Source organism: Undibacterium sp. Di26W, from assembly GCF_049340265.1.
Taxonomy (GTDB): domain Bacteria; phylum Pseudomonadota; class Gammaproteobacteria; order Burkholderiales; family Burkholderiaceae_D; genus Undibacterium.
Window position 1 is genome coordinate 310,402 of the sequence record NZ_JBMPOR010000001.1, and the last position, 21,078, is coordinate 331,479.

The 21,078-nt window shown below is 51.8% G+C and carries 17 protein-coding genes; 5 read left to right on the forward strand and 12 right to left on the reverse strand.

The window, feature by feature from the left end; all coding sequences use genetic code 11:
• Positions 1 to 17: 17 nt before the first annotated feature.
• The 4 genes from ACO0LM_RS01275 to ACO0LM_RS01290 form a co-directional block, all read right to left on the reverse strand.
• Positions 18 to 803, reverse strand: coding sequence for a hypothetical protein (locus ACO0LM_RS01275; RefSeq protein ID WP_423033563.1), 786 nt, complete (start codon positions 801 to 803; stop codon positions 18 to 20).
• On the reverse strand, positions 748 to 1,965 hold the full coding sequence (locus tag ACO0LM_RS01280; RefSeq protein ID WP_423033565.1) for a hypothetical protein: 1,218 nt from the start codon (positions 1,963 to 1,965) through the stop codon (positions 748 to 750). The genes ACO0LM_RS01275 and ACO0LM_RS01280 overlap by 56 nt, the downstream gene beginning before the upstream one ends.
• A 115-nt stretch (positions 1,966 to 2,080) precedes the next feature.
• Positions 2,081 to 2,761 (reverse strand): response regulator transcription factor, encoded by a 681-nt coding sequence (locus ACO0LM_RS01285; protein ID WP_423033979.1) that lies wholly within the window; start codon positions 2,759 to 2,761, stop codon positions 2,081 to 2,083.
• Positions 2,762 to 2,765: 4 nt separating this feature from the next.
• Entirely contained in the window at positions 2,766 to 5,732 is a 2,967-nt protein-coding gene (locus ACO0LM_RS01290; RefSeq protein ID WP_423033567.1) for a sensor histidine kinase, read from the reverse strand.
• Positions 5,733 to 5,874: 142 nt separating this feature from the next.
• Between ACO0LM_RS01290 and ACO0LM_RS01295 the strand changes: the two genes are divergently transcribed.
• Positions 5,875 to 6,792, forward strand: a complete 918-nt coding sequence (locus tag ACO0LM_RS01295) for an alpha/beta fold hydrolase (RefSeq protein WP_423033569.1) — start codon at positions 5,875 to 5,877, stop codon at positions 6,790 to 6,792.
• Between the two features lie 80 nt (positions 6,793 to 6,872).
• A complete protein-coding gene (locus tag ACO0LM_RS01300; RefSeq protein ID WP_423033571.1) occupies positions 6,873 to 7,664 on the forward strand; it encodes an SDR family NAD(P)-dependent oxidoreductase in 792 nt (263 codons plus the stop codon).
• Between the two features lie 282 nt (positions 7,665 to 7,946).
• Here ACO0LM_RS01300 and ACO0LM_RS01305 read toward each other — a convergent pair whose 3' ends face one another.
• The 4 genes from ACO0LM_RS01305 to ACO0LM_RS01320 all read right to left on the reverse strand — a co-directional run bounded on the left by ACO0LM_RS01305 (position 7,947) and on the right by ACO0LM_RS01320 (position 14,272).
• Complete coding sequence (locus tag ACO0LM_RS01305; RefSeq protein ID WP_423033573.1) at positions 7,947 to 10,988, reverse strand: efflux RND transporter permease subunit; 3,042 nt, start codon at positions 10,986 to 10,988, stop codon at positions 7,947 to 7,949.
• Positions 10,985 to 12,175: an efflux RND transporter periplasmic adaptor subunit gene (locus tag ACO0LM_RS01310; RefSeq protein WP_423033575.1), complete on the reverse strand. Its 1,191-nt coding sequence runs from the start codon at positions 12,173 to 12,175 to the stop codon at positions 10,985 to 10,987. The genes ACO0LM_RS01305 and ACO0LM_RS01310 overlap by 4 nt, the downstream gene beginning before the upstream one ends.
• Before the next feature lie 82 nt (positions 12,176 to 12,257).
• On the reverse strand, positions 12,258 to 13,613 hold the full coding sequence (locus tag ACO0LM_RS01315) for an ATP-binding protein (RefSeq protein ID WP_423033577.1): 1,356 nt from the start codon (positions 13,611 to 13,613) through the stop codon (positions 12,258 to 12,260).
• Complete coding sequence (locus ACO0LM_RS01320) at positions 13,610 to 14,272, reverse strand: response regulator (RefSeq protein WP_423033579.1); 663 nt, start codon at positions 14,270 to 14,272, stop codon at positions 13,610 to 13,612. The genes ACO0LM_RS01315 and ACO0LM_RS01320 overlap by 4 nt, the downstream gene beginning before the upstream one ends.
• A gap of 446 nt (positions 14,273 to 14,718) precedes the next feature.
• On the opposite strand from ACO0LM_RS01320, the gene ACO0LM_RS01325 reads away from it, so the two are divergent.
• The 3 genes from ACO0LM_RS01325 to ACO0LM_RS01335 all read left to right on the forward strand — a co-directional run bounded on the left by ACO0LM_RS01325 (position 14,719) and on the right by ACO0LM_RS01335 (position 16,778).
• Positions 14,719 to 15,456 carry a hypothetical protein gene (locus ACO0LM_RS01325; protein WP_423033981.1) on the forward strand — a complete coding sequence of 246 codons (738 nt, stop codon included), beginning with the start codon at positions 14,719 to 14,721 and terminating at the stop codon, positions 15,454 to 15,456.
• 248 nt (positions 15,457 to 15,704) lie between these two features.
• On the forward strand, positions 15,705 to 16,115 hold the full coding sequence (locus tag ACO0LM_RS01330; protein WP_423033581.1) for a hypothetical protein: 411 nt from the start codon (positions 15,705 to 15,707) through the stop codon (positions 16,113 to 16,115).
• 228 nt (positions 16,116 to 16,343) lie between these two features.
• Entirely contained in the window at positions 16,344 to 16,778 is a 435-nt protein-coding gene (locus ACO0LM_RS01335) for an EamA family transporter (RefSeq protein WP_423033583.1), read from the forward strand.
• 92 nt (positions 16,779 to 16,870) lie between these two features.
• On the opposite strand, the gene ACO0LM_RS01340 is transcribed toward ACO0LM_RS01335, so the two are convergent.
• The 4 genes from ACO0LM_RS01340 to ACO0LM_RS01355 form a co-directional block, all read right to left on the reverse strand.
• Positions 16,871 to 17,992: an ABC transporter substrate-binding protein gene (locus ACO0LM_RS01340; RefSeq protein WP_423033585.1), complete on the reverse strand. Its 1,122-nt coding sequence runs from the start codon at positions 17,990 to 17,992 to the stop codon at positions 16,871 to 16,873.
• A gap of 199 nt (positions 17,993 to 18,191) precedes the next feature.
• Positions 18,192 to 19,061 carry an ABC transporter permease gene (locus ACO0LM_RS01345; protein WP_422981628.1) on the reverse strand — a complete coding sequence of 290 codons (870 nt, stop codon included), beginning with the start codon at positions 19,059 to 19,061 and terminating at the stop codon, positions 18,192 to 18,194.
• A gap of 16 nt (positions 19,062 to 19,077) precedes the next feature.
• Complete coding sequence (locus tag ACO0LM_RS01350) at positions 19,078 to 19,854, reverse strand: ABC transporter ATP-binding protein (protein ID WP_422981626.1); 777 nt, start codon at positions 19,852 to 19,854, stop codon at positions 19,078 to 19,080.
• 118 nt (positions 19,855 to 19,972) lie between these two features.
• Positions 19,973 to 20,968 carry an ABC transporter substrate-binding protein gene (locus ACO0LM_RS01355; RefSeq protein ID WP_423033983.1) on the reverse strand — a complete coding sequence of 332 codons (996 nt, stop codon included), beginning with the start codon at positions 20,966 to 20,968 and terminating at the stop codon, positions 19,973 to 19,975.
• Positions 20,969 to 21,078 lie beyond the last annotated feature (110 nt).

Genomic DNA, 21,078 nt, shown 5'->3' on the forward strand with positions numbered 1-21,078 from the left:
CCATACCAGCGCCAGGTTCAATCAATTACAAAGGCTACCTGTCCCTCATCCTTGCACAGTTGAGCGCTCTGCTCCGCCTGTTCAAACGCCGAACACAAACGATTCCCCTGCGGGTCTTCCAGCTGTGGATGAATGCGCAACAGGTAAGTCCCAGGACGCCAAATCCGTGCCGGCGTGAAACGCCATTCCCGCTCGCCCGCCGCGAGCGTGGCGCTGCCAGACATACGCCGCCCCTCCGGGTCTTGCACCGCAATCTGTGCTGCAGCAGCGCCGTCCAGCGCGGCGGGGACGATGACGCGCAAAGGCTGCAAGCTTCCACGCCGGACTGTTTGCACCGCCCATTGCTGTGGATCGATGCGCTGGCGCAGTGGCACCGTTACCAGCCAGCGCTGTTCCAGTGGCCTGTCGAGTTGCGGATCGTCGACGCGCAGCGTCACGGACTGGCCGCTTCGTAAGGCGGGCCCCAGCGCGAGATTGGGCCCGACCCCGCGCTTGATGCGTCCCGGATGCAACAACAGTGTCACGTTCCTGCCGCTCTGGTCGGGCAGCGGCAGGTCGAGAAAGGCGTCGCGGATAGGCGTGCCGGTGCTGTCGAACAGCGCCACATGGGCCATATCCAGCGGTGCTGCCAGTGGCCGATCGAGGTGCAGTTCGATTCGCAACAGATTTTCTGCCACCGTCGGCCCGGAAGGCGTCAGGCCAACCCCGGCCAGTGCCAGCCCCGGCGCCACGGCCAGCAGCGCCGCGCTAGCGAGCCAGTTCAGGATAGCCCTCGAGGGTGCGCGCATATTTGTGGAAGTCACGGAATTTATCTCCATCCGGGTAGCGGTAGTCGGGGAAATCGTACTCGTTGACGAAGTCACTCAGACGCAGGTAGCCGCCTTTGGGGATCGACACCAACTGCATCTCGCCGCCGGCTTCCGAGCGGCGTAGCGCCAGCAGCAATTGCGGATTCAGGTTATCGATCCGCATCACCGCCGACAGCGGCGTCATGGTCGCCTTGACGCCGAGATAGGGCTTGGCCGGCCATTCGATCGGCGTACTCAGGCCAGGCGCAGCGACGGCACTGGCAAGATCGGCGGCGCTCAGTAAGTCAGCTGAACGGCTGGAATTGATCAGCAAGGCATATTCTGCATCGCCCACCTTGAAACTCACCAAACCGTTAGGTGCGCTGCCCCAGCCCAGTTCCCCAATCGTCCTGGCGGCGATATGCGCACCGTCCTTTAAATCCTTGAGTTGAATAGCGACCAGCGGCGTGCAGGTATAGGCAGCCACCAGCGTCGGTTCACCGCCGATGGTCATCACCGTCATGCTGCGAATGGGCGCGCGGGTTTCGATCTGGTTGTGCACCGGATGGTACATCTCGATTGTGGTGGCACTGGCCTTGCCGCTGAATGGATAGTCGTACACCCGTAGCGTTGAAGCGAAGCTGCGGTTCGACAGCCCGGCCACATACAGCTTGTTCTGGTAGTAGTGCATGTCGGTCACGGTCAGTGTCTGTTCCGGCAGGTCGCGCCAGAAGGTGACATCGGCCGTCGGCACATCGGTAATTGGAGCCGAACCAGAAGTCCTGGCCAGATCCAGCCGCCTGACTTTGCCCGTCGCATCGATACTGACGATGGCGGGTTTGCCCGGCCCCTTGCCGCCGCGTACGGTCAGCGCCACGTACGCCAGTTCGCTGTCCCGCTGCACGGCCAGGTCCTCAAAGCGCAGCGCCGTCGGTGCCACCCCGAGCGCTTTGGCGATCGGCGTCTGCACATCCATCAGATTGAACGGTTTGCCAGCAGGCCTGACAGGTGCTGGCACCGGTAGCGCAAAAATGCGCGCGCCCTTCCAGTCAGCCACAAACAGCGTATTCGCATCGCCGAAACTGAGCTTGCTGGCCGACTGTATGACCAGCGGCGCCGCATGCGCAGAGCTGACTGCAAGGAGTAAACTCAACAACAATCTGCATAATGTGTTCATCGCGATACCTTCCTTTCATTGAATGACAAAAAATCAGTATAGACATGGCATACTGTGCCGGTCGCTCCGCCATAAATTAGTTTTTTTTCACCTCATAGAGGATGTTGAACGGTTCTCAGTTTTCCCAATAACCACGCCGCATGGCAATCGTCACAGCATGGGTACGATCACGTGCATCAAGCTTTTGCATAATGGTTTTCATGTGGGCCTTGATGGTGTCTTCACTCAAGCCCAAGTGGTCGGCCACGCGCTGATTCGAGTTGCCGTTACCTACCAGACGCAGCACCTCGATCTCGCGCTTACTTAACGTATCCAGTTGAAAACTGTTCACCAGGCTGGCCGCGACTGGTGGCGGCAACAGCCGCCGGCCAGCATGCGCGGCAACGATGTAGTCGATCAAGGCATTGCGGGCCAGATTTTTCAGGACGTAGCCAATCGCGCCGGCGCTCAGCCCGCGCGCTACCTGTACATCGCCGCCGAACGTGGTCAGGATGATGATGCGGGCCCCGGGGTCGATACGACGTATTGCACTGGTGACCTCGATGCCGTTCAATCCGGGCATCTGGATATCCATCAGGGTGACATCCGGACGCCACCGTTGATACAGTTCGATGGCGGAGTCGCCATCCTCCGCTTCGGCCACCACCGAGAATTTCGGATTGGACGACAGCACCGCGATGATCCCGCTGCGCATCAAGGGATGATCGTCCGCGATCATGACGCGAATCAGGCCACTCTCCATGACTATGCTCCTGTGTTTTTGCAAGAGCGTATCACCGGCAGCACCGTCGCGCATCACCCTATCGGGTATATGCCAGTGCGGCCGGAACTTCCAGCTGCCACACTGTGCCGCCGCCTTCACAGCTGTGCACCACCAATTTGGCCTTGATCCTGGCTGCGCGTTCATACATCCCGCACATACCCCAATGGTTCTGGCGGCCCCCGTCGTTGAGAACGGCGGCAGGAATGCCGGCGCCGTCGTCGCGCAGAATACAGCGGAATTCCCGCTTGCCGTAGTGGAGTTCAGCTTCTATCCTGGTCGCCCTGGCATGGGCATAGGCATTTGCTAGCGCCTCGGTGACAATCGCCAAAGCGTCCTCATAGATCGTCGCATTGAGCTGGCGGGCGGATTCGGAAATAGTCAAACGAACCGGGCCGGCATCGCCATGCTGCAGGCGCGCAGCCGCAGCCAGCACTGCATCCGCAAAACTCAGCTTCCCGGCGTCTTCGCCGCGCAGTTCGCGTATCCGCTCGCGCCCCTCGTCGAGCACCTCGTCGGCCTGCTGCAATGCGGTTTCGATCTGCAGCCGCGCCGTATCTCTCGCCGGCAATTTCAGCAGCGCGGCATGCACATGCAGCACTAGTCCTTGCACCGATTGCAGCAGCGTGTCGTGCAACTCTCTGGCAATCCGCTCTCTCTCGCTGACCCGCTCCTGTAGCCGGCCGGCCATCTGCCTGCCCAGACGCCTGATATGCCATCGATAAGCGATGTGGGCGACCGTGAGCAAACTGAGTACACACAGCGCCTTGAACCACCAGGTCTGCGTCGCTCTAGGCGCGATCACAAAGTCCACGGTCGTGACGGTGTCGGACCACTTGCCGTTGTAGTCTGTCGCGGTGACGCTGAAGTGGTAATTACCAGGCGCGAGATTGCTATAGTAGGCGTTGCGGCGTCCACCTGCATCCTGCCACGCCGCATCAACTTCCTGCAGGCGGTATCGGAAGCGCAGGCGTTCCGGGATCGATAACGCCAGGCTGGTGTAATCGAACTGCAACACGGAACTGCCCGGCGCGAAACGAATAGGCAACTGCAGCGGTCTGCCGTCGCCGGGCGGTCCCAGTGTCTTGATGATGACGGGCCGCTTGGGCGCAGGTGGCAACGGCTCGCCAGGATTCAGAAGAAAAATGCCGGTGGATCGGGCTATCCACAGACGCGAATCGGACGCCAGCACCATCGACGGAGTAGGCGCAATGTAGGGAGCACTGCCCTCTAGTCCATCCAGTTGGTCCAGTCGCTCGTACTGCACATGATAATCGCGCTGCCGTTCGAATTGGGCGATTTCCTTACCCGGAATGCGGAACAGACCAGCGAAGGCGTTCAGCCAGAGATCGCCATTCTGCAGTTCGACGATGCCGGAAATGCCGTGAAACGTTTCACCATTGACGCCGCTGAGCTGGTGAAAATGGTCTGTCCCAAACAATGCCAAACCTTTTTCGCCGCCAACCCATACGTGCTGACCGTGCAGATGCAGCGCCATCACGGTACCCAGCGCCAAGCCTTCGGCCAAACCGTAGCTGCGCCACGCCGCGCCTTGCGCATGGACCACCAGGCCGGGATAATAACCAAGCCAGAGTCCGGTGGCGTCCGAGCGGGCCATCACATTGACTTCACCCTCGACCCCTGTTTTTTCCCATGTTCCCTGCGGCCTGCGGCGATACAGGCCATACCGCAGCAACGCTACCAGCAAGCTGTCATCCTTGTCCGCCAGCAGCGCCTGCACCTGCACCCCGCTGATGGCGGCAGGCAAGGCAATCGACCGACTGCCCGCGCCCTGGAAACGCCGCAAGCTTCCGTACGAAGCGCCCCATAGCGCACCATCGCTGGTGCGGGCAAAACTGGTCAGATTGCGATCCCATCCGCTGCCACCTGGCTTCCGGAGCGGCGTGGCTGTCACCTGGCCGGTCTCGTTGACGACCACATGATAGCTGCCGATCCAGGCGCCGGCGCTATCATCGGCGATGATCCCGCCACCTATGGCCGCTTCAGGAACCTCCAGCTTGGTCAGCCGTTTGTGACGAAACCGATCGATCCCGCTTGACGTTGACGCCCAGATATTTCCCTCTTGATCTTCGAAGATCGCGCCCACGGCGCGCCCGCTCAAGCCCTGCCGCGGCGTCGCGCGGGCGATTCCCTGCGCAGTATGAAGCTCGATCCCCTCCAGCAAACCTACCCAGAGATCTCCGTGGCGGTCGATCAACAGACTACCGGGATCGCCTATGGTGCCCCACTGCCGATACGCCGTATTCTGCCTGGGTCCCGTCAGCAGATTGAGCCGCGCATGCCGCGCATCCCAACTGACCACATTGCCATTGGGGAGCTCGAAAAGTACGCCGGTCCCTCTGTCGACCCCTGCCTTGGCAAACCGTGTCTCGCCCGGCTTGAGGGAATACACGCCGGCATCGCCCTGCGCCCACAGGACGCCACGCCGGTCGCGCATCAGTGTTTTATATCGACCGCCATCCAGGCCCCATGAACTGGCTGGTTTCTGCCAGCGGTCGCGTTCCATGTAGAACAAGCCCAGCGCAGTGGCAGCCCACATGCGGCCACTGCCATCCTGCTCCAAGCCCCACACGGCGCGATTGGGCAGGCCGTCCTGCTCACCGTAACTGCGTATCAGCCCGTGCTGCAAAAAACTGGCCCCGCCAGTGCGATAGCCAATCCATAGTCCGCCGTCGGCCACCGCATTTACCAAGCTGACGTTTTGGGTCAGCAACGCCGCATTAACAGGCGCAAACTGTTCAAACTGCATGCCATCGAACCGATACAATCCGCCCGGTCCGCCCAGCCACAGCCAGCCGTCGATGGTCTGCGTGATCGACAAGATCGATTCCGGTGCACCGTCGCGCGCGCTCCATCTGGTGTGATGCAAATTGATCGCTGGTGTTGCAACGCCCTGCGACCGGCCAACCGCCGGCAAAGCGCCGCAGTAAAACACCACGCAGCAAGCCACAGCAGCGTGGCAATAGCCAAGCAATAGACTCTTCATTGTGTCAACTAGTAATTAATTCCAAATTAATTCTATTATGCAACTACCATGCGGAAAATTGTATCGAATATACCTACCCGATAGTGTGTATGTTGAGCCTGATTGCCTGGCTATACTGTGCCTTCAACCACAGGAGAACATCATGCGCATCAACCTTGCCCACGCAGTCGCACTAACCGCCGCCCTTCAGCTTACCCCGGCGTGGGCGGCGCCCCTGCCCTATCCATCCACTTTTAAAATCGAAAACATCAAGACACCAGAGGTCACCATCCATGTGCGCGTGGGCGGCAGCGGGCCGGCGGTAGTGCTGCTGCATGGCTTTGGCGACACCGGCGACATGTGGACGCCGCTGGCGATTGCGCTGGCCAAGGACCACCAGGTGATCGTGCCGGATCTCCGCGGACTGGGTTTATCTTCCAGACCCGAAACCGGCTATGAAAAAAAGACCCAGGCCGGTGATCTCCGCGCCGTGCTGGACAAGCTGGGTGTCGGTAAGGCCGTCATCATCGGCCACGATATCGGCACCATGGTGGCCTATGCCTACGCTGCGCGCTATCGCGACCAGACCACCAAGCTGGTGGTGATGGATGCGCCGGTGCCGGGCATTCCGCCATGGGAACAAATCGTCCGTTTGCCCGCTTTGTGGCACTTCGATCTCGGCGGCAAGGATGCCTTGCGCCTGGTCCAGGGCCGCGAACGCATCTACCTGGACCGCTTCTGGAACGACTTCGCCGGCGACCCGGGCAAGATCGACGAAAGCACCCGCGCGCACTACGCAAAACTCTACGCCGCGCCCGGTGCCATGAAGGCTGCCTTCAACCAGTTCCAGTCGATCCGCAAGGACGTCGATGACAACGCCGAATCCGTGAAGATCAAACTGAACATGCCGGTACTGGCGATCGGCGGCGAAAAATCGTTCGGCGCCAACGAAGCGGCCGTCATGCGCAACGCCGCCACCAACGTCGCCGAAAAAGTGATTCCCAGCGCCGGCCACTGGCTGATGGAAGAAGCGCCCGACGCTACTATTCAGGCCGTGCTAACGTTCATCCACGCTAAATAAGATCGCCGCGCGGCTACCGGCGAGCACCAATTTGTACCCATCCTCGCGGGATTTTCCGCGCGCAACCAAGGAGCATCGACATGGACTTACAACTGAATGGCAAACTGGCACTGGTAAGCGGGAGCACGGCCGGCATCGGCTACGCGATCGCATCTACGCTGGCCCGGGAGGGTGCCAGTGTTATCGTCAACGGCAGGACCCAGGCCGGGGTCGATGAGGCGGTGGAGCGCATGCGCGCGGAGACGCACGGTACGGTCCACGGCTATGTCGCAGACCTTAGTCAATCCGAGGCTGCAAAGGAGCTAATTCGACGACATGCGGGTATCAGCATTCTGGTCAACAACCTCGGCATCTTTGAACCCAAGGCTTTCGAAAATATCCCCGATGAAGATTGGCAACGTTTTTTTGACGTCAATGTCCTGAGCGGCGTGCGCCTTGCGCGGCTGGTGCTGCCGGAGATGAAACGGACGAATTGGGGGCGTATCATCTTCATCTCAAGTGAAAGCGCGGTCCAGATCCCCACCGAGATGATCCACTACGGCATGACCAAGACCGCGCAACTCGCTGTTTCGCGCGGGCTGGCGGAATCAGTAGCCGGCACCGGCATTACAGTCAACAGCGTACTGCCTGGTCCGACGAAATCGCGCGGCGTTGGCGACTTCGTCGAAGGCATGGCGCGCGCGAGCGACAAGAGCTTCGAGCAGATCGAGGCGGAGTTTTTCGATCAGGTGCGCCCGACGTCGTTAATCAAACGCTTCGGGACGCCGCAGGAAGTGGCTTCGCTGGTGGCCTACGTGGCAAGTCCATTGGCGTCGGCGACCACCGGTGCAGCGTTGCGGGTCGACGGTGGCGTCATCAAGAGCGCCTTCTGACAAAGGGACGATGACTTCTATCAACCCGTCATCGCTTTCGTCAAAGTATTCGGACCCGGTATTGGTAGCAACTACCGCCCGGTCCTCTGCTTTAGAACCTGTTTACGATCTTAAGCGCGTGCGCAATCGGAGTCCACGCGGAGTCCACGCGGGGCCCATGCGCTGCTCAAAATGCGCAAGGCCCAGATACAATTCCGCTTTTTTGCGCTGCGCTTTTTACCCTGAATGTTGCCCTGACCCCGCTGATGCTTGCTACAGATCGCTACAGATCGCAAACAGGTTCTAAGATGTATGCGTTGCGCGGTCAAAACAGACATAAAGCACTGGCGTGATGAACAAGGTAATCAATTGAGAAAATAGTAAGCCACCAACAATTGATACCCCCAGAGGTTGACGCAATTCTGCTCCCGCCCCCAAACCAAGTGCAATCGGAAGCGCTCCCATGATGGCACAAAATGTAGTCATCATGATTGGCCGAAAACGCAACAGGCATGCCTGACGAATTGCGTCGCTTGGTGTCATTCCTGATGTCCGTTGCGCATCAAGAGCAAAATCGATCATCATGATGGCGTTTTTCTTGACGACACCGATGAGTAGCAAGATACCTATCATGGCAATAAACGTTAGTTCCAGGCCAGTAATACGCAAAGCGAGAAGCGCCCCTACGGCTGCGGAAGGTATCCCCAGCAATATCGTCACAGGATGAATCCAGCTTTCATACAGCATACCCAATACGACGTAGATGACAGCCACAGCAATTAAAATCAGCCATAACTGCGTGCTTTGTGCCTGTTGAAACAAGGCAGCCTGTCCGGCAAATGCACCAAACACAAATGTGGGAAGCCGTATTTCCTGACGAGCGGCATCAATCGCTATGGCAGCGTCGGACAATGACTTACCTGGTGCCAGGTCAAAGGTAACGGTGACCGCTGGCAACTGGCCCTGATGATTGATTGCCATAGTCCCTTTTGCACGCTCAACACGCATCAATGCACTAATAGGTATAAGCGTTCCCGTGTTACTTCTGACATACACTTGTTGCAGGCTGGTTTCATCACGGCGGTTTTCAAGCGCCATTTCCATAATGACCTGATAACTATCTTCCGGGGCATAAATAGTTGAAACTTGCTGCGTCCCGAATGCCGTGTACAAAGTATTCTTGATGACACTCATGTCTACACCTAGCAGCGATGCCTTGTCACGGTCGATCAGCAATTTGGCCTGTAAGCCATCTTTTTGTGCATCAGATGCCAAGCCGACAAACACGTCCGATTTCTTTAAGGCAGCAATCAACTTGTCCGCCCAGACATCCAACTCTCCTGGACTGACTGATTCCAGTGTGTATTGGAAGCTGCTTTTCGATCCTCGCCCCCCAATGCGCAGGTTTTGTACCGGACTGAAAAACACTTTAATACCAGGCAAGAATCCGGTTTTTTTACGTAGTTGTGTCAATACCTCTGTCATGGGTGGTCTGCTGCCTTTTTCCTTCAGTGTGACGGTAAAAGCAGTTGTATCATGATCGACTTTTGACACGACATCACTGATGGAAGCGTCATGCAACAGTATAGTTTCAAGTTGCAGGTTGATTAGCAAGCGTGCGTCATACGCCATATCTTGCGGCGTATCGACATTGACTGAAATTTGACCTATGTCTTCTTGCGGGAAAAATCCTTTTGGCGCGACGATATACAGCACACCAGTCAATATGACGGTCGATAAACCACCAAGTAAAACTATTGCACGATGCGCAAGAGCCCATTCCAGCCCACGCCCGTAAGCGGCAAGAGTGCAGTCAAAGATGGTTTCAAAAGTGCGACTCCAACCAGGTACCTGATCATGACGCTGACCGGTTTTGATCAACATGGGTACCATTAAAGGGATCAGCGTTAACGCAATTGCCGCAGAAACGACAATGGAGAGCGATACAACAACCGCAAATTCATGAAACAACAAACCGGTCACTCCCGGCATAAAAAAGATAGGGATGAATACCGCAATCAGTGAAACTGAAATGGAAATTACTGTGAAGCCTACTTCGCGTACTCCTTGTCTCGCGGCCAATGCTGGCGTCATGCCATCTTCGATATGGCGCATGATGTTTTCCAGGACGACGATGGCATCGTCAACGACCAGACCGACTGCAATGGTAAGGCCCATGAGCGAAATGTTATCGAGACTCAATCCAAGTGCATACATGAGTCCAAACGTGGCTAACAGTGAGATAGGTAGACTGATCGACGGTATCAATGTTGCAGCCAGGCGGCGCAAAAACAACAAAATCACCATAACAACCAGCGCGATGGTCAGCAACATCGTCAGATTTACATCATGCACGGCGTTGCGGATGGAAATCGACCGATCCGAAAGTAGCGATACTTTGACAGATGCCGGCAATTGCGCTTGCAGGATGGGCAGCATATTTTTGATAGCGTCCACAGTTGCCACGGTGTTGGCACCAGGCTGCCGCTGTATTGTCAACAGGATGGAGTTGATGCCATTGATTGCGCTGGTATTCTGGGTATTCTCTATACTATCCTGAACTTCTGCCACATCACGTAATCGAATTGTTTGTCCGTGTCGGCTGGCGATAATGACATTGGCAAAATCAGCTGCTTTCATCAAGCCGCCCGGTACGTTCAGCATCATCATTTGGCGCTTGCCGTCAAATTGCCCCGTTGGCGCATTTGAGTTTGCCGCTTTAAGTGCGGTTGTTACTTCCGGCAACGTCAGATTCACAGCCGCCAACCTGTCTGGTTGGATTTCTACCCGGACGGCATAGCGTTTTTGTCCGGTAACGTTAACCTGCGCCACGCCGTTTAACGTTGAAAGTGCGGGCACAATCAGGTTATCTGAAAAGCCATTCAGGTCAGTCAATTTCATTGACGGTGAACTTAAGCCTATCAATAATACGGGCGCGTCTGCCGGATTAACTTTGCGGTACGATGGTGGCGTAGTCATTTCTGCAGGCAGCGAACGACTTGCCCGAAATAATGCTGCCTGTACATCACCGGCGGCCGCATCAATTGGTCTGCTGGGATCAAATTCCAGCGTGATTTGCGTCTCACCCTGTATACTTGTTGACGTTGTTGCCAGCAGCCCAGGGATTGCTGAAAATTGTTTTTCAAGTGGCGTCGCCACCGAAGTTGACATGGTTTCAGGGCTAGCTCCGGACAACCGGGCACCAACCTGTATAGTCGGCGTATCGTAATTTGGTAAAGCAGCAATCGGTAATTTCAACCAACACGCTGCACCAGCCACAATAATGCTTAACCACAGCAACATGGTAGCAATCGGACGTTCAATAAAAAATTCGTAGCTATTCATTGTGACTTACCAGCTACATTATTGACTGGCAGATTGACCGTCTTACTGCCTGTTTCATCTTCAGGTGGAAGCTTTGCTTTATCTACCACCACTACAGCGCCGTCAGACAAATTTTGACCGCCTTCGAGTACCACTCTTTCACCGCCTGACAAACCTTCAAGTACGGCCTTTCTATCTTGCAGGCGTAATAAATTCACGGACTTTATTCTCACCTTGTCATTCTCATCAAGCAGGTAAACAAACCGCCCGGCAGGTCCTTCCAGCACTGCTTGTGGCGGTAAGACCACCGCAGCTTTGCTGACGCCAGCACGCACGGTAACCCGGGCGAAACCACCTGGCCAGAGCCGGTGTGAGGTATTGGCAAAACTGGCTTTCAAGTTGATCGTGCCAGTATCCGGGCTCACACTATTGTTCACAAAACTGACATAACCTTCGACCTTCTGCTGATCCTGCGTTTCCAGAGTTGCACCGACCTTACCCTGTTCACGCGCAATCAGGATCGCCTGAAGCGCTTGCTCAGGAAGGTTGAATTCCATTGCAATGGGGTCCATCTGCACCAGTGTCACCAGTGGGGTAGCCGAGGAAGTCTGTGCCAGGCTACCGGGATGGATACTGACACCTCCGGCCAAGCCAGATACCGGTGCCGTGATGCGTGTATAACCGGCCTGTATTTTTGCACTATCCTTCTCAGCGCTTGCAGCAGCCAATTGTGCCTGCAGTGCTTCAACTTTACTCTTTGCACTAGTCAACGTGCTGTCAGACATAAAGCCAGACTTGACCAATTCCCTGGAACGCATATAGTCACGCTGAGCATCCACCAACAATGCTCTTATTTGTGCAGCTTGCGCGTCATAGCGATTAAGTTGTGCGTTCGCATCGCTGGCATCCAGCGTAAACAAGAGCTGCCCCGCCCGCACCTGGTCACCTTCGTGAAAATTAACACTGCGGATGATGCCTGTAATCTGTGGACGTACATCGACCTGATTCAATGTAACCAGATGTCCCTGCGCAGAAAACTCGATAGGCAGGTCAACCCGTTGAGTGATAGCGACTGTCACTATCGGTAGTGGCTTTTGAGTGCTTGTTTTCCCGGCGGTCTTTCCCCACATATAATGCTGACCGATGATCGCGAGAAGAATAACTCCCGCAGCAATAGCAAATAATAATTGTCTTTTTCTTTTTAACATAACTTATCCTGAAGACTACAAGCATTTCCTGGCGAATATTTAGAACTTAATTCCATGACGCAGCGGGATCATATTTATTTCGTCAATCCTGTTTTACCTGAACAGCTTTATGTCTAGGCGCAGGATGAATAACTGCGTCACTGGTGAAGCGCACGGTAACCACCAGTCCACCGGAGAGCTGGTTGCTGCTCAACTGAATTTCTGCCGTGTGCAAATCAACGACATTCTTTACGATAGACATACCCAGGCCGCAACCCCAGTCGGCATTTCCGTCAGGACGATAAAATCGGTCAAACACTCTCTCACGTTCATCTTCAGGAATTCCTGGGCCATTGTCGCTGACGCGCAATACTGGCCATCCATTTTCGATACCGGAAAATACGTCCACTTTTCCATCCTGTTGGGTATAGCGTAAGGCATTGTCAACCAGATTGCTAAGCATGACACTTAAGCCATCTGCATTTCCCAGTATCTGTACCGATATCGAATCGCTGGACAATCCCAGATCAATCGATTTACTGTCTGCATAGGTCGAATGGTCAATCACTGATTGCTGGGCCAGCAGATGAAGTTCGCACATAGAAAATGCGCGCTTAGCCTGATCAGGTTCGTGTCGAGCCAGGGTTAACAATTGATGAACCAGGTGGCTGGAACGATCCAATCTGTCATGTAATTTTGCAAATGCAGCTGTACGCAATTCATCCGTCGAAGAACGCTCAGCCAATTGCAATTGCAATTTGAGCGCAGTCAAAGGGGATCTCAATTCATGGGCGGCATCTGCAACAAAAATGCGTTGCGCGGACATTGCTGTTTCGATCTGGACAAGCAGCCGGTTCAAAGCGGCCACTATTGGTAATAAATCTTCCGGTAAGCCCGACAAGTCAATCGCCTGCAATGCATTGGGTGAGCGTATGGCTACCGCAGCGGCTACTTTATCCAGTGGGGCCAAAGTTCTACCAACGACGAAATAAATTAAAACAATCAAGGCTAGAAGCAATATTACTAAAGGCGACAAAATACGCAACGCCATATGCACTGCAAATTTATGCCGCACTGAAACCGGTTGCGAAATCTGAACCAAACGATCAGACTTGGTTTCAGTGTAAATCCGTAAGGTTTCGCCTGCGAAAGACACACTTTGATACCCTTTCCCCTTTTGAAACGGCATACCCATATTTGCTTGGGAAAAATAGATTTTACGACCATCCTGATCCCATACCTGAACGGCAATCTGGTCATCCAGATCTTCGGTCGCAGGCAATAACTGGTTTGCCACTAACTGCAAAGGCAAGGCTGCGGCTATTTGCTTCAGTTGTCGATCAGATTGTTCATTTGATTCATTGTCTGCCAAATGATAAATGGCAAAACCAGCGAGCAGAGTACAAAGCAAAGCTCCGGCAAGCAAGCCCAGCATTAATTGGGTTCGTATAGTTTTCATTTTTCAGCGGTCAGTTTGTACCCTACGCCTCTGACATTTTTTATGAAGTCTGCGCCCAGTTTCTTGCGGAGATGATGGATATATACGTCAATAGCGTTACTCTCGACTTCGTCACCCCAACCATAAATCTTGTCTTCCAGTTGCATTTTTGAAACGACATTACTACCTGAATCCAGCAATGCGCGCAATACAGAAAACTCACGCGCCGAAAGATGCACGATCAGTCCGTCCAATGTGACCTCATGGGTAGCTAGATTCATGGTGACACCGGCGTGCGTTATGATGGAGTGAATATGTCCGCGATGACGACGCAAGACTGCGCGTATGCGCGCCATGAGTTCATCTATGTCAAATGGTTTGATCAGATAATCATCTGCGCCAGCATCAAGACCTTCAATCCTGCTTGCTTTTGCATCACGTGCAGTAATAACCAGCACGGGAATATCGCCACCTTGCTTGCGGTAATGATGTAGCACATCAAGTCCATTTTTTTTTGGTAATCCCAAATCCAGCAACATCAGATCGTAACTTTGGGTGCTGAACGCCAATTCAGCACTATGGCCATCACGCACCCAATCCACAGCATAATTTTCGCCACGCAATGCTTCCTCTATACTTTCGCCGATCATAGGATCATCTTCTACCAATAGCACCCTCACGCGAACCCTTTCTTGAGCATTTGGTCAGCAGCAATAACGTCAATGACCATTTTTATGCTGGAAAACCGATGCCAGCTCAGATTAGCCCTTAGTCTAGCTGACGCATTGTTAAGCTAGTCTTAAAGTTTGACATACCAGGCAAATATCATACTTCGTTGCAATTGAAACCTATTTCAAAAATAGGGCTGCGATATGAAATCAGTTCAATTAATGATTTCTTAATTTTTGTACCAGTATGCTTAAGCCTGCTGATAAGTACATTAAGAGGGATGCAAATTAAGAGAGATGCATTCAAACAAGAATAACAGTAACAAACCTATATTTATCCACTTCAGGTAGCTGCCAGTTTCACACAGAATTCTGCTGCGAGAACCAGTTGACTGATAAACATGTTTTGCTAAGAAAGATGCTGAATGAACTCAATTCAACAAAAATTCCCACATCAGATGCTTAACAAGGTTCCAGAAATAAGCCTTTATTTCTGGGCAATCAAGATACTCTCTACCACTGTGGGTGAAACCGCTGCCGACTATCTGGCTGTACATGTTGGCTTGGGAATTGCCATTACCGGCACCGTCATGACGAGTTTGCTTGCACTTGCGCTAACGTCACAAATCCGGCTGAATCGATATATACCCTGGGTGTATTGGTTGACGGTCGTGCTGTTAAGTATTGTCGGCACCCAGATAACCGACGCCTTGACTGATGGCTTTGGTGTCAGCCTGTATCTCAGCACTTTCGTATTTTGCATGTTACTAGTGTCAGTATTCGGTGCATGGTACTGGTGTGAACGTACGCTTTCAATTCACACGATTATGACGCGACGCCGTGAATTATTCTATTGGGCCGCTATTCTGTTGACATTTGCTCTGGGAACCGCCGCCGGTGATCTGGCGACGGAAGAACTTGGCCTTGGTTTCAGGCTTGGTGTGGGCTTATTCACCGGAATGATCATCATCATTTACGTGGCCTGCCGTTTGGGACTAAATTTCGTTTTGGCTTTCTGGCTGGCTTACATTCTTACCCGCCCCTTAGGTGCTTCGCTTGGCGACCTGTTATCACAATCATCTGAATATGGCGGCATTGGCTGGGGAACCATCAGCACCAGCGTCGTTTTCCTGAGTGTCATTGCGATTTTGGTGTTTATCGTAAGTCTGCGAAAAGACAGGCAGGTCCAGACATGAGTTACGAATGAGTCACGACTAGTGGACTGTAACAGTTGAAACAGAAGTGAAAGACGCTTGCCCGGCGATCAGGGCAAGGCAAGGTTAACACTTATGCACAGCGACAGTGAACTATCGCGCGCATTTGCAACGCAGCCATGGTCGTCGCGCAAGCGGAAGGCACTCTGTTTCAATTGTTACAGTCCACTAGGCTTCAAATATTTATACTTGCTTCAACTTATTATTAACTCCAACCACAGGTAGATCAAATGAAAAAACAGAAAATGAAACAGATTATGTTGGCTCTCAGCGTAGTTGCCGTACTGGGTTCAGGGAATTTTCCTGCCGCAATTTCCATCATCAGTGCAGCCGAAGCGGCGGGTAGCAAACTCGGTGACCTGAGCAAGTTTCGTGTGATTGCCCAGGATACTGCAGTATTGATTAACAAAGGTGATCTTGCCTCTGCAAAGAAACGTATCAAAGACCTGGAAGTCAGCTGGGACGAAGCTGAAGCCGGCTTGAAACCTCGTGCCGCAACGGACTGGCATGTGATTGATAAGTCTATCGACAAGACTTTAGCCGCCTTACGTGCAGACACTCCCAATGCGGCACTCTGCAAACAAACAATCGGCGATCTGCTAAATGAGTTTGATAAGGCAAATGCGGATGCTGGTAAATAGATAGCAGTGAAATCAGCAAAACGCTGACTACCGGCCTGATCCCGTCTTAGAACGTGTTTACGATCTGTAGCGAGCGTCAGCGGGAGTGAAGAGCAGCGCAAAAAGCGGAATGTACTGTAGTACATGAGCATTTTGAGCAGCGCATGAGCCCCGATCACACTCGCGCAGTAAGATCGGAAACAGGTTCTTAGGTGTATATTAACGTATCGATCTTTACTCGAAACCAAAATGAACACATCAAATGGCTGGTTTTATTGGGCATGTCTGTCCGCGATATTTGCTGCCTTCACTGCAATTTTCGCAAAAATTGGAATACGGAATGTTGACTCGGATTTTGCGACTTTAATCAGAACAGCCATCATTCTGGTCGTCTTGATCTGTTTCGTCTGGTTCACCGGGAAAATGAAGACCCCGAGCGCACTCCCAGCTAAAACCTGGACATTCCTTATCTTGTCGGCTTTGGCAACGGGCGCTTCCTGGATCTGCTATTTCCGTGCATTGCAGATCGGTGATGCATCCAAGGTCGCCCCAGTAGATAAAATGAGCCTGGTATTTGTCGCTGTATTCGCTTTTGTTTTTCTTGAAGAGCGACCGTCGCTGCAAGAATGGCTGGGAATTGGCATGGTTGCGGGTGGCGTACTGGTATTGGCATTCAAACGCTGAGACAACAAAAATACATGAAAGCCGTCAGCGCCATTTCATGATTTTAAATGGCGTTATTTCTCAATATGACTGCACATGTCTGGCACAAAAAATCAGCGTTGAATTGCACCGTTCTTACCTATGACAGTCAATTCCACGAATTTTGAACCGTCATGCATATTTTGAGTATAAGACACCTTGACACCACCGAGGTCAAAATTGCGCATGCCGTTCAATGCAAGCAAAAGCTTCTCCCGGGTGACGGCAGGCCCAGCGCGACGCAAGGCTTCCGTCAATAGTTTGGCGGCTAAAAAACCCTCCAGGGTAGCGTATGAAACTGGTGGTGGACTATCCATCCCTTTCAATACGTGCTGAAATTCCCTAACCACTATTGCACTAATATCTTTTGGATACGGCATTACTTGCATTACGCCGACTCCGCGACCATCATCGCTCAGTGATTTGAAAAAACTGTCAGAACTGACGTTCGACAACATCAGAAATCGTGGATAAAGACCTTTCTTATGAATTTTCTTTACAAAATCCGCACATGCAGACGGGGTACACGCCATTAACACTGCTTGCGGGCTGGTTGTGGCTATTTCGCTGACCGCTTCATCTATTTTCAAATCTTTCCTGTCATATTTGGCTACCACTATTGCTTTTAAATTGTGCAATGCCAAGTTTTTTTCGAAACCAGCCAAACCGTCTTTTCCAAATGGATCATCCTGATGCAAAATCGCAATCTTGTTTATTTCAAGAGGCAATAATGATTCCACCATTTGGACGGTTTCATCCTGGTAGCTGGCCCGTAAATGAAATAAATAGGGATTAAATGGGTGATGTAAGGTCTGCGCCCCGGAAAAAGGGGCAATCATGGGTATTTTTTCTGAAATCAACATTGGCAGTACCGCCTCTACTGTCGGTGTGCTGCGATAACCAAATAGAGCCAATGCGTGGTCTTCTTTGATTAGTTTTTCTGTGTTCATTTTAGTAATTTCTGGCTTACGCTTGTCGTCATACGTTCTGAGTTCTATCTGTCTGCCGTAAACACCCCCCTGAGAATTGATCCAGTTAAAATAGGCAAGCGCCCCTTCCCGGTTTTCTTTTCCGGTAGCTTCCCCTGACAATTCAATAGATTGACCAATCAGAATTTTCTCTGGAGCGACTTTTTTTTCACTTGCTTGAGCCAAATTGATCAAAGTAAAAAATGTGAATATGAATAGATATTTCATGGCTGCAATCTCCTTTTTTATATGTTTTTTTTAATCGTGCTACGTCGGGGCTGTTGCGAAATCAATCTCGCTCGTCGTACCGTATTACTGTGCTAAATTTGCAGCAACATCTGGTCGCCTTGATTTTGTAGTTGCCTGCTAAAAAAATAGCCCGCAAAAGCGGGCCAGTAACACAGCTACTCATCTTCCTGATGAATAACTACATGCCCTGCTCAACGAATTGCGCGGGTCTCCATTTCAATAACTTATTTTCTATTGCCGTCAACGCATATTCTGCGACCAAAGCCACTATCGCCAATACGATCATTGCTGCAAATACTCCAGCTGCATTGAAGGTACCTTGTGCTGTCGCAATCAATAAGCCTATACCGTGCCTGGCCCCCAGAAATTCACCAACAACGGCACCGACCAAAGCGAAACCAAAACTAACGTGCAAGCTGGCCAATATCCAGGTCAGTGCAGATGGAAACACCACTGAAAACGTTACCTGACGCTTGTTGGCTCCTAGAATGTAGGCATTGGCAATCAGATTTTTGTCGGCTTCGCGAACACCTTGAAAGGCGTTACCAAATACCACAAAAAATACCATCACGACTGCCAGAGCAACTTTGGACCCCATTCCCAGGCCAAACATGATAATAAAGATAGAACCCAGAACTACCCTTGGAATAGCGTTGGCAACTTTGATATAGATGCTAAATACGTCGGCGGCCAGCTTGTTACGCCCCAGTGCGATACCAAAGAAAATACCCAGCAGGCTGCCTATCAGGAAACCCAATACGGTTTCTTCCATGGTGACCAGTAATTCTTTCCACAAAGGCCCCTGTGCAGTTCCTTCTGTTAGCCAGATTAACAATTGCTCATAGATAGCGGATGGCTTGGAAAAAAAGAAAGCATCGATAAGGCCCCAATTGACCGCCATCTCCCATCCTATCAAGGTGACTACGGCCAGTGCTATACGCAGGAAAATTACAAGGCGCCGATGATTCACGGCACGAGCGATAGCCTTGCGTTCTTCTTCCCCAATTTCAGACGGTAACAAATTTTGTTTCATGGTTGCTGTATTCATAATGATTATTTCCACTTCAAATTTGGACTTCGTCTTTTAAATCGGACCATATCTGTTTGGACAGATGAATAAACTCATTGGTATAGCGGGCTTCCGATACGTCGCGCGGACGGGCCAGGGGAATTTCGTAACTGCTCTTGACTGAACCCGGGCCTTTGGACAATACGATTACGCGATCCGCCAATGCAATCGCTTCTTCGATATCATGGGTAACGAACACGACGGAAGCTTTTTTCTCGGACCAAAGGCCAAGCAACTCTTCCTGCATCAGTGCACGTGTCTGCACATCAAGCGCCGAAAAAGGCTCGTCCATCAATAAAATCTTGGGTTCATTAATAAAGGTCTGCGCCAATGCGACACGCTTTCTCATCCCACCGGACAGTTGATGAGGATAATGCTGCTCAAAACCGGATAAGCCGACGCGACGCACCCATTCAGCGGCCATATCTTTGGCAATTTTTGGGTCTTTACCCCGATAAATCGGGCCGATCGCAACGTTATCAATCACATTTTTCCAGGGGAATACCGCATCAGCCTGAAAAACAAAACCTATGTTAGGATCGATTCCCGTAACAGGTTGACCAAAAACCTTGACACTACCGGATGATGGTGGATTCAGCCCGGTGATCATCCCCAGTGTAGTAGATTTTCCGCAGCCGGTTGGTCCGACGATTGCGCAAAAATCTCCTTCATTCACAGTCAGGCTGAAATCACGCAGAGCTAATGTCACTTTGCCCGATGGGCTGATAAATTTTCTGCTGACATTATTTAATTCTATCGCAACATTTTTCATTATTTGGCAGCTTTCACAAACTCAGTAGTAAATGTATTGGCCAGATTAATAGACTTACTGCCCGATGGGCTGATAAATTTTCTGCTGACATTATTTAATTCTATCGCAACATTTTTCATTATTTGGCAGCTTTCACAAACTCAGTAGTAAATGTATTGGCCAGATTAATAGACTTACCCTGCACGGCCTTGTCAAAACCGTTCAAGACTTTCAATACGGTAGCTGGTCCGTTTTCCGGCATAACACCATCAGGTGTGAACATCAGTTTGCTTGCTTCCAGTGCTTCTATATACATTTGCTTGTTTGAAGCGTAATAATCAGCCGGCATTTTTTCGGCGATTTCTTTTGCACTATGTGTTTTAATGTATTTCAGGGTTTTGACGAAAGCAGTCACAATTTTTTGGACTTGTTCCTTGTGTGTGCTGACCCAGGCAGAGGGCATGTAAAGGCAGGCCGCCGGATAGGTCCCACCAAGTGCTGCTTCAGTTTCCTTGACTGTACGCAAATCAACCAGGATAGTTGCTGCGCCAATGGACGTCAGCCGAGATATGGTTGGTTCTGTCGTCATACCGGCATCGATCTTGTTTTGTCCCATGGCGGCGATAAAGGTCGATCCTGCACCTACTGGCAATGTCGTAAATTCGCTATTTTTAACACCTGCTTTGGCTGCCAAATACTGTGTCAAAAAATTGGTGGAAGAACCAAGGCCAGTGACACCCAAAGTTTTTCCTTTAAAATCAGCTGGAGACTTGATGTCTTTGGCGGCCGTCTTTGAAACCAGAATGACTTCGCCTGGTGCCTGGCTGAATTGCACAACTGACTGCACTAATTTTCCGCGTGCCTGCAAGTCAATGGTGTGATCATAAAAACCGACCACACCTTGTGCTGCACCGGATAACATTTCGGTTTCTGCATTGACGCCAGCCGGTTCACTCAGCAGTTCGATTTCAAGGCCTGTTTCTTTCAGATATCCCAATTGTTCCGCTAGTTTTGCCGGCAAATAAATTTGTTTTTCTATCCCGCCAACCATGATAGTGATTTTTTCGGCAGCATAGGTATTAAGGCTGGTTGCCAATAGCAATGCCATAGCGAGGGGCTTACATCTTAATTTCATCATTGTCTCCGTTTTTTATAATTAACTGCTTTTGTATTGTGCTGCCATTATTCCTTCAATTGGCTTTCATTTTGAAAAAACACCTCAGGATATTGGCGCTTCCCAGGTAT

What these genes read in the sequence shown, in the direction of transcription:
- ACO0LM_RS01285 (WP_423033979.1), bottom strand. Translation starts at nt 2,761, where the DNA reads ATGCGCGACGGTGCTGCCGGTGATACGCTCTTGCAAAAACACAGGAGC.
- ACO0LM_RS01340 (WP_423033585.1), bottom strand. Translation starts at nt 17,992, where the DNA reads ATGAAATATCTATTCATATTCACATTTTTTACTTTGATCAATTTGGCT.
- ACO0LM_RS01335 (WP_423033583.1), top strand. Translation starts at nt 16,344, where the DNA reads ATGAACACATCAAATGGCTGGTTTTATTGGGCATGTCTGTCCGCGATA.
- ACO0LM_RS01300 (WP_423033571.1), top strand. Translation starts at nt 6,873, where the DNA reads ATGGACTTACAACTGAATGGCAAACTGGCACTGGTAAGCGGGAGCACG.
- ACO0LM_RS01280 (WP_423033565.1), bottom strand. Translation starts at nt 1,965, where the DNA reads ATGAACACATTATGCAGATTGTTGTTGAGTTTACTCCTTGCAGTCAGC.
- ACO0LM_RS01295 (WP_423033569.1), top strand. Translation starts at nt 5,875, where the DNA reads ATGCGCATCAACCTTGCCCACGCAGTCGCACTAACCGCCGCCCTTCAG.
- ACO0LM_RS01345 (WP_422981628.1), bottom strand. Translation starts at nt 19,061, where the DNA reads ATGAATACAGCAACCATGAAACAAAATTTGTTACCGTCTGAAATTGGG.
- ACO0LM_RS01290 (WP_423033567.1), bottom strand. Translation starts at nt 5,732, where the DNA reads ATGAAGAGTCTATTGCTTGGCTATTGCCACGCTGCTGTGGCTTGCTGC.
- ACO0LM_RS01355 (WP_423033983.1), bottom strand. Translation starts at nt 20,968, where the DNA reads ATGAAATTAAGATGTAAGCCCCTCGCTATGGCATTGCTATTGGCAACC.
- ACO0LM_RS01325 (WP_423033981.1), top strand. Translation starts at nt 14,719, where the DNA reads ATGCTTAACAAGGTTCCAGAAATAAGCCTTTATTTCTGGGCAATCAAG.
- ACO0LM_RS01305 (WP_423033573.1), bottom strand. Translation starts at nt 10,988, where the DNA reads ATGAATAGCTACGAATTTTTTATTGAACGTCCGATTGCTACCATGTTG.
- ACO0LM_RS01310 (WP_423033575.1), bottom strand. Translation starts at nt 12,175, where the DNA reads ATGTTAAAAAGAAAAAGACAATTATTATTTGCTATTGCTGCGGGAGTT.
- ACO0LM_RS01330 (WP_423033581.1), top strand. Translation starts at nt 15,705, where the DNA reads ATGAAAAAACAGAAAATGAAACAGATTATGTTGGCTCTCAGCGTAGTT.
- ACO0LM_RS01315 (WP_423033577.1), bottom strand. Translation starts at nt 13,613, where the DNA reads ATGAAAACTATACGAACCCAATTAATGCTGGGCTTGCTTGCCGGAGCT.
- ACO0LM_RS01350 (WP_422981626.1), bottom strand. Translation starts at nt 19,854, where the DNA reads ATGAAAAATGTTGCGATAGAATTAAATAATGTCAGCAGAAAATTTATC.